The 14,077-nt window shown below is 57.1% G+C and carries 16 protein-coding genes; 7 read left to right on the top strand and 9 right to left on the bottom strand.

What is annotated here, in order from left to right:
- Window positions 1-507, top strand: a 507-nt coding sequence (locus tag M5C56_RS25495; protein WP_247263359.1) for a Fic family protein, incomplete at its 5' end; no start/stop codon positions are given.
- Between the two features lie 463 nt (window positions 508-970).
- Here M5C56_RS25495 and M5C56_RS25485 read toward each other — a convergent pair.
- Entirely contained in the window at window positions 971-1,303 is a 333-nt protein-coding gene (locus M5C56_RS25485; RefSeq protein WP_100944003.1) for a type II toxin-antitoxin system HicB family antitoxin, read from the bottom strand.
- Complete coding sequence (locus M5C56_RS25480) at window positions 1,300-1,530, bottom strand: type II toxin-antitoxin system HicA family toxin (RefSeq protein ID WP_247263362.1); 231 nt, start codon at window positions 1,528-1,530, stop codon at window positions 1,300-1,302. The genes M5C56_RS25485 and M5C56_RS25480 overlap by 4 nt, the downstream gene beginning before the upstream one ends.
- Window positions 1,531-2,209: 679 nt before the next feature.
- Between M5C56_RS25480 and M5C56_RS25475 the strand changes: the two genes are divergently transcribed.
- Window positions 2,210-2,572, top strand: a complete 363-nt coding sequence (locus tag M5C56_RS25475) for a hypothetical protein (RefSeq protein WP_247263358.1) — start codon at window positions 2,210-2,212, stop codon at window positions 2,570-2,572.
- Between the two features lie 38 nt (window positions 2,573-2,610).
- On the opposite strand, the gene M5C56_RS25470 is transcribed toward M5C56_RS25475, so the two are convergent.
- Complete coding sequence (locus M5C56_RS25470; RefSeq protein ID WP_103495390.1) at window positions 2,611-3,363, bottom strand: SDR family oxidoreductase; 753 nt, start codon at window positions 3,361-3,363, stop codon at window positions 2,611-2,613.
- Window positions 3,364-3,479: 116 nt separating this feature from the next.
- Between M5C56_RS25470 and M5C56_RS25465 the strand changes: the two genes are divergently transcribed.
- Window positions 3,480-4,403, top strand: coding sequence for a LysR family transcriptional regulator (locus M5C56_RS25465; protein ID WP_247263357.1), 924 nt, complete (start codon window positions 3,480-3,482; stop codon window positions 4,401-4,403).
- A 58-nt stretch (window positions 4,404-4,461) separates the two neighbouring features.
- On the opposite strand, the gene M5C56_RS25460 is transcribed toward M5C56_RS25465, so the two are convergent.
- The 3 genes from M5C56_RS25460 to M5C56_RS25450 all read right to left on the bottom strand — a co-directional run bounded on the left by M5C56_RS25460 (window position 4,462) and on the right by M5C56_RS25450 (window position 9,313).
- Entirely contained in the window at window positions 4,462-6,057 is a 1,596-nt protein-coding gene (locus M5C56_RS25460; protein WP_103495392.1) for a bifunctional aspartate transaminase/aspartate 4-decarboxylase, read from the bottom strand.
- 59 nt (window positions 6,058-6,116) lie between these two features.
- A complete protein-coding gene (gene aspT / locus M5C56_RS25455; RefSeq protein WP_103495393.1) occupies window positions 6,117-7,805 on the bottom strand; it encodes an aspartate-alanine antiporter in 1,689 nt (562 codons plus the stop codon).
- Window positions 7,806-7,894: 89 nt separating this feature from the next.
- A complete protein-coding gene (locus M5C56_RS25450) occupies window positions 7,895-9,313 on the bottom strand; it encodes a glutamate decarboxylase (RefSeq protein WP_103495394.1) in 1,419 nt (472 codons plus the stop codon).
- A 237-nt stretch (window positions 9,314-9,550) separates the two neighbouring features.
- Between M5C56_RS25450 and M5C56_RS25445 the strand changes: the two genes are divergently transcribed.
- Window positions 9,551-10,606 (top strand): AraC family transcriptional regulator, encoded by a 1,056-nt coding sequence (locus tag M5C56_RS25445; protein ID WP_247263356.1) that lies wholly within the window; start codon window positions 9,551-9,553, stop codon window positions 10,604-10,606.
- Between the two features lie 98 nt (window positions 10,607-10,704).
- Here M5C56_RS25445 and M5C56_RS25440 read toward each other — a convergent pair whose 3' ends face one another.
- Entirely contained in the window at window positions 10,705-10,983 is a 279-nt protein-coding gene (locus M5C56_RS25440) for a hypothetical protein (protein WP_247263355.1), read from the bottom strand.
- 43 nt (window positions 10,984-11,026) lie between these two features.
- Complete coding sequence (locus tag M5C56_RS25435) at window positions 11,027-11,425, bottom strand: carboxymuconolactone decarboxylase family protein (RefSeq protein ID WP_103495397.1); 399 nt, start codon at window positions 11,423-11,425, stop codon at window positions 11,027-11,029.
- A gap of 413 nt (window positions 11,426-11,838) precedes the next feature.
- On the opposite strand from M5C56_RS25435, the gene M5C56_RS25430 reads away from it, so the two are divergent.
- Together M5C56_RS25430 and M5C56_RS25425 are read left to right on the top strand one after the other, a co-directional pair.
- Window positions 11,839-12,609: an NERD domain-containing protein gene (locus M5C56_RS25430; protein WP_103495398.1), complete on the top strand. Its 771-nt coding sequence runs from the start codon at window positions 11,839-11,841 to the stop codon at window positions 12,607-12,609.
- Between the two features lie 109 nt (window positions 12,610-12,718).
- The gene (locus M5C56_RS25425; protein ID WP_247263354.1) at window positions 12,719-13,252 is read left to right on the top strand and encodes a hypothetical protein; all 534 of its coding nucleotides are present in this window, start codon (window positions 12,719-12,721) and stop codon (window positions 13,250-13,252) included.
- 283 nt (window positions 13,253-13,535) lie between these two features.
- On the opposite strand, the gene M5C56_RS25420 is transcribed toward M5C56_RS25425, so the two are convergent.
- Window positions 13,536-13,772, bottom strand: a complete 237-nt coding sequence (locus tag M5C56_RS25420) for a hypothetical protein (protein ID WP_247263353.1) — start codon at window positions 13,770-13,772, stop codon at window positions 13,536-13,538.
- 34 nt (window positions 13,773-13,806) lie between these two features.
- Here M5C56_RS25420 and M5C56_RS25415 point away from each other — a divergent pair, with 34 nt between their 5' ends.
- The gene (locus tag M5C56_RS25415; RefSeq protein ID WP_177104465.1) at window positions 13,807-14,076 is read left to right on the top strand and encodes a hypothetical protein; all 270 of its coding nucleotides are present in this window, start codon (window positions 13,807-13,809) and stop codon (window positions 14,074-14,076) included.
- Window position 14,077: the final 1 nt, after the last annotated feature.

The raw sequence follows: 14,077 nt of genomic DNA, 5'->3' as shown, positions 1-14,077 counted from the left end.
GAACGCTATCTCACTGAAACTGCCGCAGAGCGGCTTGAGTTCATAGAGCCACCCTACAGCCTGGATACTCTGAAACAAATTCATCGCACCCTATTCTCATCTATCTATAGTTGGGCCGGCGAGATCCGGACGGTGAAGATCAGCAAAGGTGGAAATCAGTTCTGCGTCCCTGATCGCATAGAGCCGGAAGCCGCCAGAGAATTCCGAAAAATCGAGTCCAACGGCTGGTTTGAAGGCTATTCACGCGACTTGCTGGTCACAGCCGTCGCCGAGTCCTACGGTACGTTGAACGTCGCACACCCTTTCCGAGAAGGTAACGGGCGAGCCCAGCGAATGCTGTTCGAATGGATCATCGTCAACGCGGGCTACGAGATCAATTGGTGGGAAGTCGACAAACAAGAATGGATTGAAGCGAATCATCAGTCATTTCATGGTGATGATGACCAACTGATCCAGATATTTGACCGCTGTATTGGTCTGCCGATCATGGAAGACACGTACTCCTAAACACACCGAAAAAATAAATCTGAGAATCATCTGGCCGGCCTCCCCACCTCCCGCTTCCAACGCTCCTGTGAAATCCACGCGACCGGATGCGGCCCGCCTGCTCGATACCCTCGGTCTAACCCTCTCTAAAACCATCGATTACGATGACCCGTTCAGACCTACGATTTTTGCCATCCAGCCAGGTGTCCACGCTCAGGATGCACTGACCTACGTTTCAAAATTGCTCGCCGTACTCTCTCGGCAAGCACCTTAAAAAGCTGCTCAAAAAGCACTTGGTCATTGCCCCGCAATGCGGGGCTTTGGCGTTTCTGGACCTTTATTTTTGTGTTTTCAAAAAGCTGAAAACGTCCACAAAGTGTCCACACGTAAAAAATCCAAGGCTTCTTTCTGATCGATTTCGAGCGAGTCGGGACCGAATACCTAGAAAGAGATTGAGACGGCTGCGCACCTGGCGCGAGAAGGTTCAGGCGTGGACTTCGCGATCCAGGACATCAGAAACCCACTGATTGATGCTCTTGTGAGCCAATTGCGCCTTGACAGCCACTGTGGCGTGAAGCGCCGGAGCCAGTCGCAGGCTCAGATTTCCAGAGTAGGGCTTCTGTGGAGCACGACCGAGCTTGGCGCAAGTGTCGAGGTAATCGACGACAGCCTCTTCAAACGCTGCTCGAAGCTCCTGAACCGACTCACCATGGAATCCAACGATATCTTTAATGCCTGCGATGTGACCGACAAAAAGGCCGTCCTCTTCGCTGTACTCGATTCGGGCGGCATAGCCCTGGTAATTCATCACGTTCATGGGGTAACTCCTGCTTGTTCAAGGAAAGCCCGAGCATCACGAACCTGGTAAGGCTTTGCTTCTTTATCGGGGTGTGGTCGGTGGAAGGTTCCGACCGCATCGTTCAGTTCAAATCGTACTCGCGACCCATTGTCTTCAATGGTTTTGGCGCCGACGGCACCAAACAGCGATTCGATACGAGCCCATTCCAGCGTGGCCGGAGTGGGCTTCGAGAAGACGGCCTTCAGGGTGCTGAGCTGCTTGTTATTCGTGGTATTACACTATGATACCGTACGCGATAGGGCAGCCATTCAATACTGATTGAGTAGAGCCAAGCGTGGCTTTGGCCTATCTGGAGGGGTTAAGCCTGGATCTGGCCACGATAGCGTCCACAAAACGTCCACACCTGAGAAAAATATTTTCTACTCATTTCTAAAACGGCCCCGAAAATATTGATCCTCGTGGGTCTCACCCGATAGATGGCTCGCTGCTTGGACCTGTATGTGGATTCCATGACCATCCAGCCCCCCATTCCAGAACACACGGACTCAATCAATCGAACGACTACCTCTGTATATGCGTACTCGGAGGGGCGTCTCCCAAGGCGACATGACGAGAAATGGCCTTCCAAAAAAACTAATATTTCCTACGTGTTTTGGTCGTGGGAGAATGTTGTGTGCGCTCGCTGCTGGGTCTACATTTCTGTGGTCGCTGCAAATTCAGCGATGCGGGTTTCGCAGCCCGGCGGTTTCTGTTGGCGCACAGCGCCGCGTAAGCGGCTTTTTCATGTCTGCGTTATGGCGGGCTGTGCGCAGGAGGCTTATGCCTGCCGGTGGTCCAACAGACCGGTCTGCGAACCTGCGTACAGTTCGCCACCCTTGTATCGCAGCAAGAGTGGAGATCTCCTTAACCTGTTGGAGATTCACCATGGCTAAGAAAATCACCCCCGATCCACCTCCCACTTCCAATGTTCCTGTGAAATCAACCCGGCCGGATGCGGCCCGCTTGCTCGATACCCTCGGTCTAACCCTCTCTAAAACCATCGATTACGATGACCCGTTCAGACCTACGATTTTTGCCATCCAGCCAGGTGTCCACGCTCAAGACGCGCTGACCTACGTTTCGAAATTGCTCGCAGTCGCCGAACTGAATGGCGACGAAATCAGCCTGCATACGAATCCGGTGGAACGCTCTCTGTTCTGGGGGATGCTTCACTCGGTAGAGATGGCGAGGGCTGTGGTAGATGCACTGCTTGAGGGATCGACCTCACACCATCACGCCTCACCGTAGACAACCGCTCGTTTGATCGAACTTGCCGATTGGACCGTTCAAACCAACCTGGCGCCACCATCGATATTCAAGGTGGCGCCGTTCATAAACCCGTTGGTCATCAGGAAAACAACCGCAGCGCCCGCCTCTGCTGCGGTGCCCAGACGATGCAACGGCAGCGACTGTTCCAACGCCGCCACGAACGCATCACGCCCGTCGCCCAGTGCTTTAGTGAAAATGGGAGTATTGATCGGACCGGGGGACAGCGTGTTGACCCGAATTGGCGCCAACTCCAGGACCAGGCCCCGAGCCAGCGCTTCCATGGCAGCTGAAGCAGCAGCCAACACAGCGGTGCCATGGGCATTGGGGCGGTCCGACAACATCCCGGAAATAAAGGTGATGGAACCGTCTTTCGCCAGGCGTTCGTCGAGGGCTCGGATCGCGTGCACCGAGGCCCACATACGCTCCTCAAATGCCCGGCGCAGATGGTCAATCCCGGCATCCAGGACTTTGCCCACCACGTAAGTGCCGGCAAGTAACACCAAGTGATCTACTTTCGGGATATCCGCCAAGGCGGCGTAGATGGCTTGGCTATCGGTGACATCGGCTGCACGCCAGGCGTCCAGACCGTTGTCGCGGGCGGCCTGCTCGGCACGGGTGGCATCGGAACCGATGACGGTCACATGTGCGCCGTCGGCCTTGGCTTGAATGGCGGCAGCCAAACCGATGCCGGACGTACCACCGAAAATCACCACGGTCCGGCCATGCAGATTGGCGGGCAAAGCTTGATTGAGAGCAGGTGTAGTCGTCATGGTTCATCTCCTTGAGCGCCCGGATGGCGTCGATGGGAGAAAGGCTAAAGCCTTGGATCGAGGTTGATAATTAGGGCATAAGTCGCTTTACTCATGCCATGAAGGAACAAATAGGGTTGGACCGCCTTACCGGTCTCATTGCCTTTGCCCGCGCCGCTTCCCTGGGCAGCTATACCGCCGCGGCCCGCGACTTGTCTGTCTCACCGTCAGCCATCAGCAAAAGCGTGCAACGCCTTGAACAGCACTTCGCACTCAAGCTGTTCAGCCGGACCACCCGCTCACTCACCCTGACCCCGGAAGGACGGGATTTGTACGAGCGGGCCTTGCGTATTTTGCGCGAGGTGGAAGAGATCGATCAGGCCGCCGTGGCCTCTCGGGCCGAGCCTTCCGGCACGCTGAAGGTCACCGCGCCGCCGCCTATCGGCCTGAACATCCTGGCGCCAGCCATTCCCAGGTTTCGCGAGCGTTATCCAAAGCTCGCCATCGACCTGCGCCTGGGCGACCCGTATTCGGACATCATTGAGCAAGGCATCGACGTAGCGGTACGCGTGGGCAACCTGGCGGACTCGCGGCTGATCTCGAAAACCTTGGGGCCTCATCGGATAGCCGCTTTTGCTTCACCGGCCTACCTGGCCAGACGCGGCACTCCGCTGGAACTCAGCGACCTGGCGCACCACGACTGCGTGAACTTTCGTTATCAAAGTTCCGGCCAGGCATTGCGCTGGCCGTTCAATGTGGACGGGAAAGTGGTCGAGTGGGCGCCGGACTCGGCCATCGTCATCGATGCGAGCGATGCCGTTGCAGCCGTGGTTGCAGCGGGTGGCGGAATCGGTATGTCGCCGACTTATGTGGCGGCGCCCTACGTGGCTCGCGGGGAATTGAAACCGCTCTTTCCTGAGTTTACGGTGGACCGGGCTTCTATCACGGCGTTGTGGCCGGAAAGTCGACGAGGCAGCCCCAACGTCAAAGCGTTTGTGGGGCTGCTCGAGGAGCTTTTCTCAACCCCCACCGTCTGGGACGAGATAGTTCGAAACGCTTGAATGTTTGCTTCTGGCCGATAGCTGGCTTTGTCGCGCCAAGGTCGCGTTCAGACGGCTCTCACTTCTCCAACGACGCCCTGTAGTGCTCGTAAGCGCCATCCGCCAGCTTGCGCAAAGCCTTGCCGATATTGGCGTAGTCATATTCATTGAGATTGGCCAGGGACAAACGCCCGCCCGGCTTCTTGGTGCCGAACCCCGTGGCCGGGAGCATAACGATCCCCGTCTCATCAGCGATCCGAAACAACAGCGTATTGGGGTCGACATTGTCATGAACCCAACGCGCAAACGCCTCACCGTAGAGCTCTTCGGTGATCTGCTCGAAGTCCAGCAGCGTGTAGTACTCCACCTCGAACGCGTCCACCGGAATAGCCACCCCAAGCTCACGGTAAAGGGCGTGGTGACGCTGACGAATCAGTTTTTTCAGAACCTGCTTGTAGCTGTCGGTACTGTCGATCAGGGCAAACAACGAGAACAACACCATCTGCACTTGTTGAGGCGTCGACAGGCCGGCGGTGTGGTTCAGCGCCACTGAGCGACTATCCGCCACCAGCCGGTCGATAAACTTCAATTTCGAGGTATCGGGCACCAGCGTCTGGTAACGCAGGTTGAGCGCGGCGTGCTTATCTTCGTCATACGCGGCGATTTGCTGGTCGAGAATATTGTCCTTGTGCAGCGCAATCACCCCCAACCGCCAACCGGTACAGCCGAAGTATTTGGAAAACGAGTACACCAGGGCCGTATTGCGTGGGCAGGTGGCAAAGAGCGAGGTGAAGTTGTCGGCAAAGGTGCCGTACACGTCATCGGTGATGATGAACAGATCCGGGCGCTGCTTCTCCACCAACTCGGCGATATAAGCCAGGCTGCGGTCATCGATGCGCACCGACGCCGGGTTACTCGGGTTGACCACGAAGAACACCTTGATCGCCGGATCCAGCAGCTTGTCCAGTTCGGCCTGCGGATACTGCCAGTCCAGCTCCGGTGAGGCGTCGATATGCACGACCTCCAGACCGTAATCTTCCAGCACCGGAATCTCGAAATAAGGCGTGAACGTCGGCATGCCGATCGCCACCTTATCGCCCGCGCGGATGATCTTGTTTTCCTTGAGACTGTTGAAAATGTAGGTCATGGCCGCCGTGCCGCCTTCGACCGCGAAAATATCGAAGTCGTCCCGCGAGACGGTGCCGCCGATCATTTCCTTGACCAGATACTCACGCACCACTTTCTCGCTGATGCTCAGCATGCGCGGCGGTACCGGATAGTTGCAGCCCAGGATGCCTTCGACCATTTCATGGAGGAACGCCGGGCCGTCCAGGCCCAGTTGGTCGCGCACATAACTGGTGATCTTCATCAGCAGATCGACGCCCGGCTGGCTGGCGTTGTCGGCCAGAAAGCGGTCCATGCGCGCTTCGATGCCCTCGACTTTCGGCAAGCCGCCGATGCCATTGCCCAGGAATGAAAACGACAGCTCGGCCTCGTGGTTGGCAAACAACCCCAGTTGGCAAAACGCCTGGCGCGGCAGCGTGGCAAGAAAGTTCGGGTTGCCGCGACCGGCGTTGAGCATCAGGCGATTTTCTCGGCTGCTCGCCACCTTGATCAGTTCATCCTTGAGTTCAAAGGGGCTCAGCGCTGCGTATTGGCTGTAATCATGGGTCATGAACGGGGCCTTGTCTGACGTGCGACCCAGTGGCCGCGCGGGAATACGGAAGGGCAATCTCAGGAAAGAATGACGATCAGCACCATTCCCCAGATGGTCAGCAATGTATTGCCGACGGCATAGGTCACGGTGTAACCCAGGGCCGGGACGTTGCTTTTAGCGGTCTCGCAGATCATCCCCAGCGCGGCGGTGGTGGTTCGCGCACCGGCGCAGCAACCCAACACCAGGGCGGGATGGAAACGAAAGACGTAGCGCGCGATAAACATCCCGAGGATCAGCGGCACCGAGGTGGCGAAGATGCCCCAGAGGAAGAGGCTCACACCCAGGGTCTGCAGGCCATGGACGAAGCCCGGCGCGGCATTGATGCCGACTACGGCAATGAAGACGTTCAAGCCCACCGAGTTCATGAACCAGACGGTGGGCTCGGGGATTCTGCCGAAGGTCGGGTGAATCGAGCGCAACCAGCCGAAGACCAGACCGGCGATCAACGCGCCACCGGCGGTGGAGAGCGTGATCGGCACGCCATGGACGGTGAACACCACAGCGCCGATCAGCGCGCCGATAAAGATCGCCAGGCCTATGAACGCCACATCCGCCATGTCGCTCTTGCGGTCGGGTTGGCCCAACTCCTTCGCGGCTGCGGAGGTGTCCGAGGTCAGCCCGGCCAGGGTGATGATGTCGCCACGGTGAATGACCGTCTTGGGCAATACCGGCAACTCGGCGGCGATTGCGCCGCGCTTGATCCGGCGAATAAACACCCCGTGGGCCCCCGGCAGGTGGGAGAGTTGCTCCAGCGTCTGGCCATCGTATTGTTTATTGGTGACAAAGATATCGACCCCTTCGACCGGCACCGCCAGCAACTCCGGGTCGTCCACCTCGGCTTCGGAATGGCCGAGCAGTTCCAGGATGTCGGCGTTCAGGCCACCCACCGCCAGGATGTCCCCGGCCATAAGGGTGGTGGCGGAAGTGAAGGTCTCGATCTTGCCCCCGCGTCGCAGCCGCTCGATAAACACTCGCTTGCCATGGGAATGCGCTTCGGCCTGGACGACACTGAGGCCGATAAATGCACTGTGCTCCGGCACCTTGTAGGCCCGCAGCACGTAGCGGTGCCAGGCCGTACCTTCGCTGGCGATGTCCTGATGCCCGCCCATGCTCAGCTCGTAATCCTTGCAGGCCTTGACCAGGTCGATGCGCAGCAGCTTGGGCCCCAGCAACGCCAGAATCAGCGCCGAACCGACGGTACCGAAAATGTAGGTGACCGCGTAAGCCACGGGCATGGCATCGAGTTGCTGGCGGGCCTGCTCGGCGTCCAGGCCCAGCCGATTGATCGCATCGGTTGCCAGCCCCATGGAGGCGGAGATCGTCTGCGAGCCGGCGAACATCCCGGCCGTCGAGCCGAGGCCATAACCGGCGATCCAGGTGGCCAGTAACGGTGCCGCCAGGCACAGGACGCACATGACCACGGCAAACAACGCCTGTGGCAAACCATCCTTGGCGATGCCACGGACAAACTGCGGGCCCACGCCATAACCGACGGCGAACAGGAACATCAGGAAGAAGGTGCTCTTGACGTTGGGCGAGATGACAATCCCCGCCTGGCCGATGATCAGTGAGGCAATCAAGGTGGAGGTCACCGCGCCGAGGCTGAACCCCCTGAATGACTTGCCGCCAAACCAGAATCCCAAACCCAGGGACAGGAAAATCGCCATCTCCGGGTAGGCACGCAGAGTGCTTTGGAGCCAATTCACATTGCTTTCCTTAAGCTATTTGCAATAAAGGGCACGACCACCCGGGGCGCAATGGAAGGCGCGCCCCGGGTGGTCGGAGTCAGGCGAGGTTAAAGGTTGGCCGTGGTATCGGCGGCCGACAGGGCACCATGGTTGAACGTAGGCCCGGCCTCGGAATGCGGGACCGGATTTTTCTGCAGGAAGGCGATGGCCTTGTGCAGGTCATCCAGCAGCATCGCGATCAAATCCCGGCTGACACCGTGGCGTACGAGGACTCGCTGAACCACGATGTCCTGGCGATCGGACGGGAGGGGATACGAGGCAATCTGCCAACCGCGCATGCGTACGCGTTCGGAAAGGTCATAGAGGGTGAAGCCGTGCTCGATACCGTCCTTGAGCTTGTAGCACACCGCCGGCAGACCACCGTTGCCGTCGTAGACCAATTCCAGCGGCTCGATCTTGGCGATCTCCGACGCCAGCCATTGGGCGGTGTCCGAACAGGCTTGCTGGATACGGGTATAACCCTCGCGGCCCAAACGCAGGAAGTTGTAGTACTGGGCGATGATCTCGCCACCCGGGCGACTGAAGTTCAAGGCGAAGGTGGCCATATTTCCGCCCAGGTAATCCACGTAGAAGATCAGGTCTTCCGGCAAGTCGGCCTTGGCTCGCCAGATAATCCAGCCGACGCCCAGGGGCGCCAGGCCATACTTGTGGCCCGAGGCGTTGATCGACTTGACCCGCTCGATGCTGAAATCCCAGCTGAGTTCTTGCTGGATGAAGGGCGCGATAAAGCCGCCGCTTGCCGCATCGACATGGATGGGAATATCCAGCCCCAGTTCGCTTTGGAGGCTGTCGAGTTCATGGGCCAGTGCCGCCACGGGTTCGTAAATACCGGTAAAGGTGACCCCCAGCGTCGCCACCACACCAATGGTGTTTTCGTCACAGAACTCACGCAAGTCTTCGGGCCGTAGACCTAGCGCGCCGTCCCGCAGGGGCACTTCGCGAATCTCTACGTCGAAGTAACGCGCGAACTTCTTCCAGCAGATCTGCACCGGGCCGCACACGAAGTTGGGTTTGTCGGTCGGCAGGCCCGCGGCTTCGCGACGTTTCTTCCAGCTCCACTTCAGGGCCAGGCCGCCCAACATGGCCGCCTCACTGGAGCCCGTGGTCGAGCAGCCCACGGTTTGCCACGACTTCGGCGCGTGCCAGAGATCGGCGATGATATGCACGCAGCGGTTTTCAATTTCAGCCGTCTGCGGGTATTCATCCTTGTCGATCATGTTCTTGTCGATGGAGTCGGCCATCAACTGTTGGACTTCCGGCTCGACCCAGGTGGTGCAAAAGGTCGCCAGGTTCTGCCGGGAATTACCATCGAGCAGCAACTCATCGCGTACCAGGTTATAGGCCGTCGAGGGTGCAGTGGAGTGGTCGGGCAGTCGGTATTTGGGCAAACGACGCTCTGAGGCGCCGCTTGAGTAGACGTCTTCAATGGAGGGGTCGCGCGTTTCTACGGTCTGGTGCAAAGCCATGAGGTAACTCCATAATCGGCAACGGAGCCAGGCAAACAGTAGGGCGTGCTTGGGCTCGGCCCGGGGCTCAATCTGACCCTCGCCGCACTGGCCGGCAATCGCCTACGGCGCCATGGCCTTGGCATCTGGCGCCATCTGCTTCATTTGAGAGGGACAGCGCTGTGAGATGAACGACGGAAGAGTTCGATGGTCTATCGCCAGCGCGCTGTGCTTCACAGCAACCATCAAGGAACATCCATGCCTGAGGTCATCCCCTCATTAGCGCATTTCATGATCGACGCCTTGCGGTCGACGGGGCTGGACATCGACAGCTTTTGCCAGACCGTGGACCTGGACGTGCGGGCCTTGAGCTTCGACGAGTCATGGATTCCGCGGGTCAAGCTCTACCGCCTCTATACGCTGGCCGCCGAACTGTCCCACGACCCCGACATCGGCCTGCGCGCCACCTCGCAGACCGGCCCTGGCATCTTCGATGTGGTGGGTTATGTGATGATGTCCAGCGCCACGTTGCACGCGGCGCTGGAACAGCTGGTGCACTTCGTGGCCCTGCTCGACACCTCTATCGCCATGTCCTTGCACAAGGAGGGCGGGCAGCATCGGTTCTCCTGCCACTTTCTGGACGCGAACCAGGTCCCGCGCCAATACGGCGATGCCGGCATTGCCACGATGTTCGGGCTGTGTCGAATGCTGGTCGGCCCGGCGCTTCAGTTGCGCGGAGTCGGCGTGATGCATTCGATTCCGGCGGATGTTTCGGTGTATGAGCACACATTCCATTGCCCGGTGAAGTACGGCGAAAGCTGTTATTCGATTGTGCTGGCCAACAGCGATCTGGAAAAACCGCTTTCGTCGGCGAACAAGGAGTTGGCAACCTTGCATGAACTGGTTGCCGAGATGCACCTGTCGACCCGCCGTTATTTCTCGGTACCGGGGGAAGTACGCAAGATGATTCTGGAGTCGCTGAGCGAGGGCGTCCCGCATATCGAAGACATGGCCAGGAAGCTGTGCATAAGCAAGCGTACCCTGCAACGGCTGCTGCAGAAGGCCGGTCAGCCGTATAAGGAGTTGGCCAATGAAACGCGCCGGAGCCAGGCTGAGTTTCATCTGGGTAATCTGTGCTGCACCTTGCAGGAAGCGGCGTATCGGGTAGGGTTTCGGGAACTGAGTAGCTTTTATCGTGCCTGCCACCAGTGGTTTGGCATGACACCGGGGCAGTATCGGATGCTGTTGACGTCGAAGACTCGGGATGCGAGGGAGGGTTTGTTGGGGGATGCAGTGGCTAGCGGGCTCTCGTGATTTTTGAGGAGCGCTACACACTTTTGTGACGGGCAGAGAAAGGGCTGGAGGGTGTCCCATCGCTCCTCTTCAGACTCTCCTTTGGCCCTGTCCACTTCTCAGAGATCATTGTTCCCAGATGCCGTTCCCGCCTCGGGGCCTTTGCCGAGCAAGGGCGCGCTTTCCACTTCCAGCATCAGCAACACCATTTCCGCCAGCTCGGCGTCGGACTTGCGTCCCGCATAGAGGTCATGGAGTGCTTTGGCGAATGGAATGCGCAGGTCCTGGTTATCTTCGCGGGCGGTATCGCTGTATCGCATCAGTTCACTGATGGCGCGCAGCACCGCCGCTTGCCACCGGGCGGTGGTCCTCGGACCATCGCCGGTGATTGCAATCAAGTGATCCTTCGTCAGTTGGCGAAGGGCTGGTTCCCGCAACGGCTCAAGCGGCCTTGGGTTGCGAGTGATCTTTGACATAGCGGACGATACTCAGTGTTTCCTGGCGGAACTGCTCGTAGTCGATCTGCTGGGCGTTAATAAAGGTGCTGCCCATCATGGTCACCGCGCCCATCAAGCTGGCTTCGGCAATTTCCTCGTCGCTCGCGCCAAACAAGCGCGCGGCTTCGGTATGGAACAGGGTGCAGTACTTGCAACGGGTCGCCCCGGACACCGCCAGACCAATCAACTCCTTGTACTTATTCGGGATTTTGGTATCTGCCAGCCAAAAGTCCCGGGCCACTCCCCAGAATCCGTTCGCTCCGCCTTCCGGCATCTGCTTGATCCACTCCGGTACCACACCGAGGGCCTCTTCAATTTCCCGATAAGTATCATAAATGGCCATCTGACACCTCCTGACCTCTCTGGAGACATCTGCTTCAGAGGTACATCCAGTTTAGTTCGCTGGCGGCCAGGCCCAAGCCGGCGGCAGGATGGCTCCGGCAATAAACGTTTAAACATCGTAGAAACAACAAGATGGGTTTAGATTTTTTTGGCGCAATGACGCACCGCTAGGTACCTCGGGTTATCAACCGTGGCGGGGACAAGCCACGGCGTTACCCTTTGCGCGAGCCCCACTGAAAGCACTTGGTTAATTCCGACTTTCTAAACGTCGATAATGCCAATATGATGGCTCAGGCTTCTTTGGTCGTTGGATTCGCTACCTGTAGCACCTGCATCACCATCGCCAAAACAGCTACCAGCGGCGCTACAGCCGCTCAGCGCTGAAGGACTCTTTGAATTGCTGAAGGTTAAGAAATGGACTTCACCCCCATCATCGCGCAGCTCTGGAGCACGTTTGGCTGGCTGATCCCGCTGATTCTGCTGATCGGCTTGCTCAAGTTGCCTTGGGTCAAGGGTCAGATCGGCGAACTCCTGGTGCGTCTGTTCGCCCATTGGCAACTGGATAAGCAGACCTACCGCCGTCTGCACAACGTCACCTTGAGCACACCTGACGGCACCACGCAGATCGACCATGTCTTCCTCTCGCCTTACGGTATCTTCGTGCTGGAAACGAAGAACATGAGGGGCTGGATTTTTGGCAGCGAGAACCAGCCACAGTGGACGCAAAAGCTCTACAAACGCACGTTCAAGTTCCAGAACCCACTGCGACAGAACTACAAACATCTCAAAGCTCTGGAAGCCACCCTTGGTGTTAGCGCCGCGCACCTGCACTCGGTCATCACCTTCATCGGCGGCAGCACCTTCAAGACTCAGATGCCGGCCAACGTCACCCAGGGCATTGGCTTTATCCGCTACATCAAATCATTCCAGCAGAGGGTATTCAGTGAGGCCGAAGTCGACGCCCTCATGCTGGCCCTGCAAACCAGCCGGCGCGCCCCATCCCTCGCGACCCACCGCGAACATGTACAAAACCTGAAACGCCGTAGCGACCCAAACGCCGAGCGGCAATGCCCGAAATGCGGCAACAAGCTGGTGATCCGCACCGTGAATTCTGGCACGAAGGCAGGACAGCAATTCTGGGGCTGTTCGAAATTTCCCAAGTGCAGAGTAAGGCAAGGCCTATAGTTAGCTTTCGGACATGAGCTGATAGAGTTGGGTGAAGTGGACTATCGCTGAGATCGATGGATTCGGCAAAGGCAAAAAATATTAGCTTCCTACAAAAAGGAACATACCGTTGCAAAACCACGACCCCCTAAAAAGAAATTATAAAAACCCATTAAAAAAAGCGCTTTCCGAATCAGCACTTGACAAGAGTTATAAGCTAGCACAAACCTTTGCCTTAATAGTAATACCCTTAATAATTGCAGTTGCTGGCTGGAGTGCACAGCGCTCTATTTCAGAAACCGGAATACGTAAGGATTACGTCCAAATGGCTCTAAAAATCCTACAAGAACCCCGCACGGGCGGAGATGATGATATTAGGAAGTGGGCTGTCGAAATCATTGACGTCAGTGCCCCGATTCACTTCACCTCAAAGGCCGGTGACCAATTGAGCGCCCCTGCATTTAGAATGCTGAACTCAAACAAACTTCTAACCCCCGCGCTAGAAAAAAGAGACAAATGCCCCACTGTTGAAATCACAAACCTGTCTGAAAAAGACCAAGAAAAGCTCAACACGCTTCAATCTTTATGCGAGAGAAATTATCACGACATATTCCTGATCCAGGAGTGGAACAACCTATTTACAAAAAACACACAAAAACAATAGCAAACTTACTCTCAACTCAACCAAGCTACCTCGCCCACACCAAAACTCAAACGAGTCGAGCATTTCCGCTAAACTCGAGCAACAATAAAATCCAACAATACCAGTCAAAGAGAAGAGATTTATTTCTGGCGGCGATGCTTGCCTAAGCGCAGATCCTATTTCTCACGTCACCTCCCCCGAATGCTACATCCCCAGCACGGAAAGCACCTAGGTGTGCGGTCCCGAAATGAGAGGGTGAGGATTAATTGTGAAACGGTCTGGATTTGAGTCCAGGTTTCACAGATCACCTTGAAGGGAGTACGCCATTGTAAGGCCCGCAGTTGCGGATATCGATACTGAGACCGCTGACCCAGGTCTGGACCGTCTGGTGCTCAATAAAACGACCGGCATCAACATCGGCCAAAGCTTCGTAGGTCATCCGACGGAGCTCTTCTTCGTCTATCCAAGTGGACAGGGACTGACTGGCTTTCTCGGCGACTACCATCACGGGGACTCCTGTATTGGGAAACTCAGCAGCCATCAAAAGCGGTGACTGCTGATATAGATTGCACTTCATGCTTGAACGAGCCCCAGAACAATGCCCGCTCGACGGGATTGGTATGCAGGCTGATCTCGTCGCCATTGAGTTCCGCCGTTTCGAGCTCACGCCAACGCAGTTCATTGTCATACCCGCTTACCGCAGCCGAATGTGTATGGGTAGCTGGCAACGCTGCATGCCCAGCGTGCCCCATGAAAACCGCGCCATTTCAGCAAACGTTGAAATAGGCAGAATTGGTGAAATTTTGACTTATTTCACTAAACTAACTAATTTCAGCAAACGCTGAA

Origin of the sequence: Pseudomonas sp. MWU13-2862, from assembly GCF_023242495.1 — a bacterium.
In the GTDB taxonomy this organism is placed as follows: Bacteria; Pseudomonadota; Gammaproteobacteria; order Pseudomonadales; family Pseudomonadaceae; genus Aquipseudomonas; species Aquipseudomonas gingeri_D.
The sequence above is the reverse complement of the archived record's forward strand: the minus strand, read 5'-3'. Positions and strand labels throughout refer to the sequence as shown.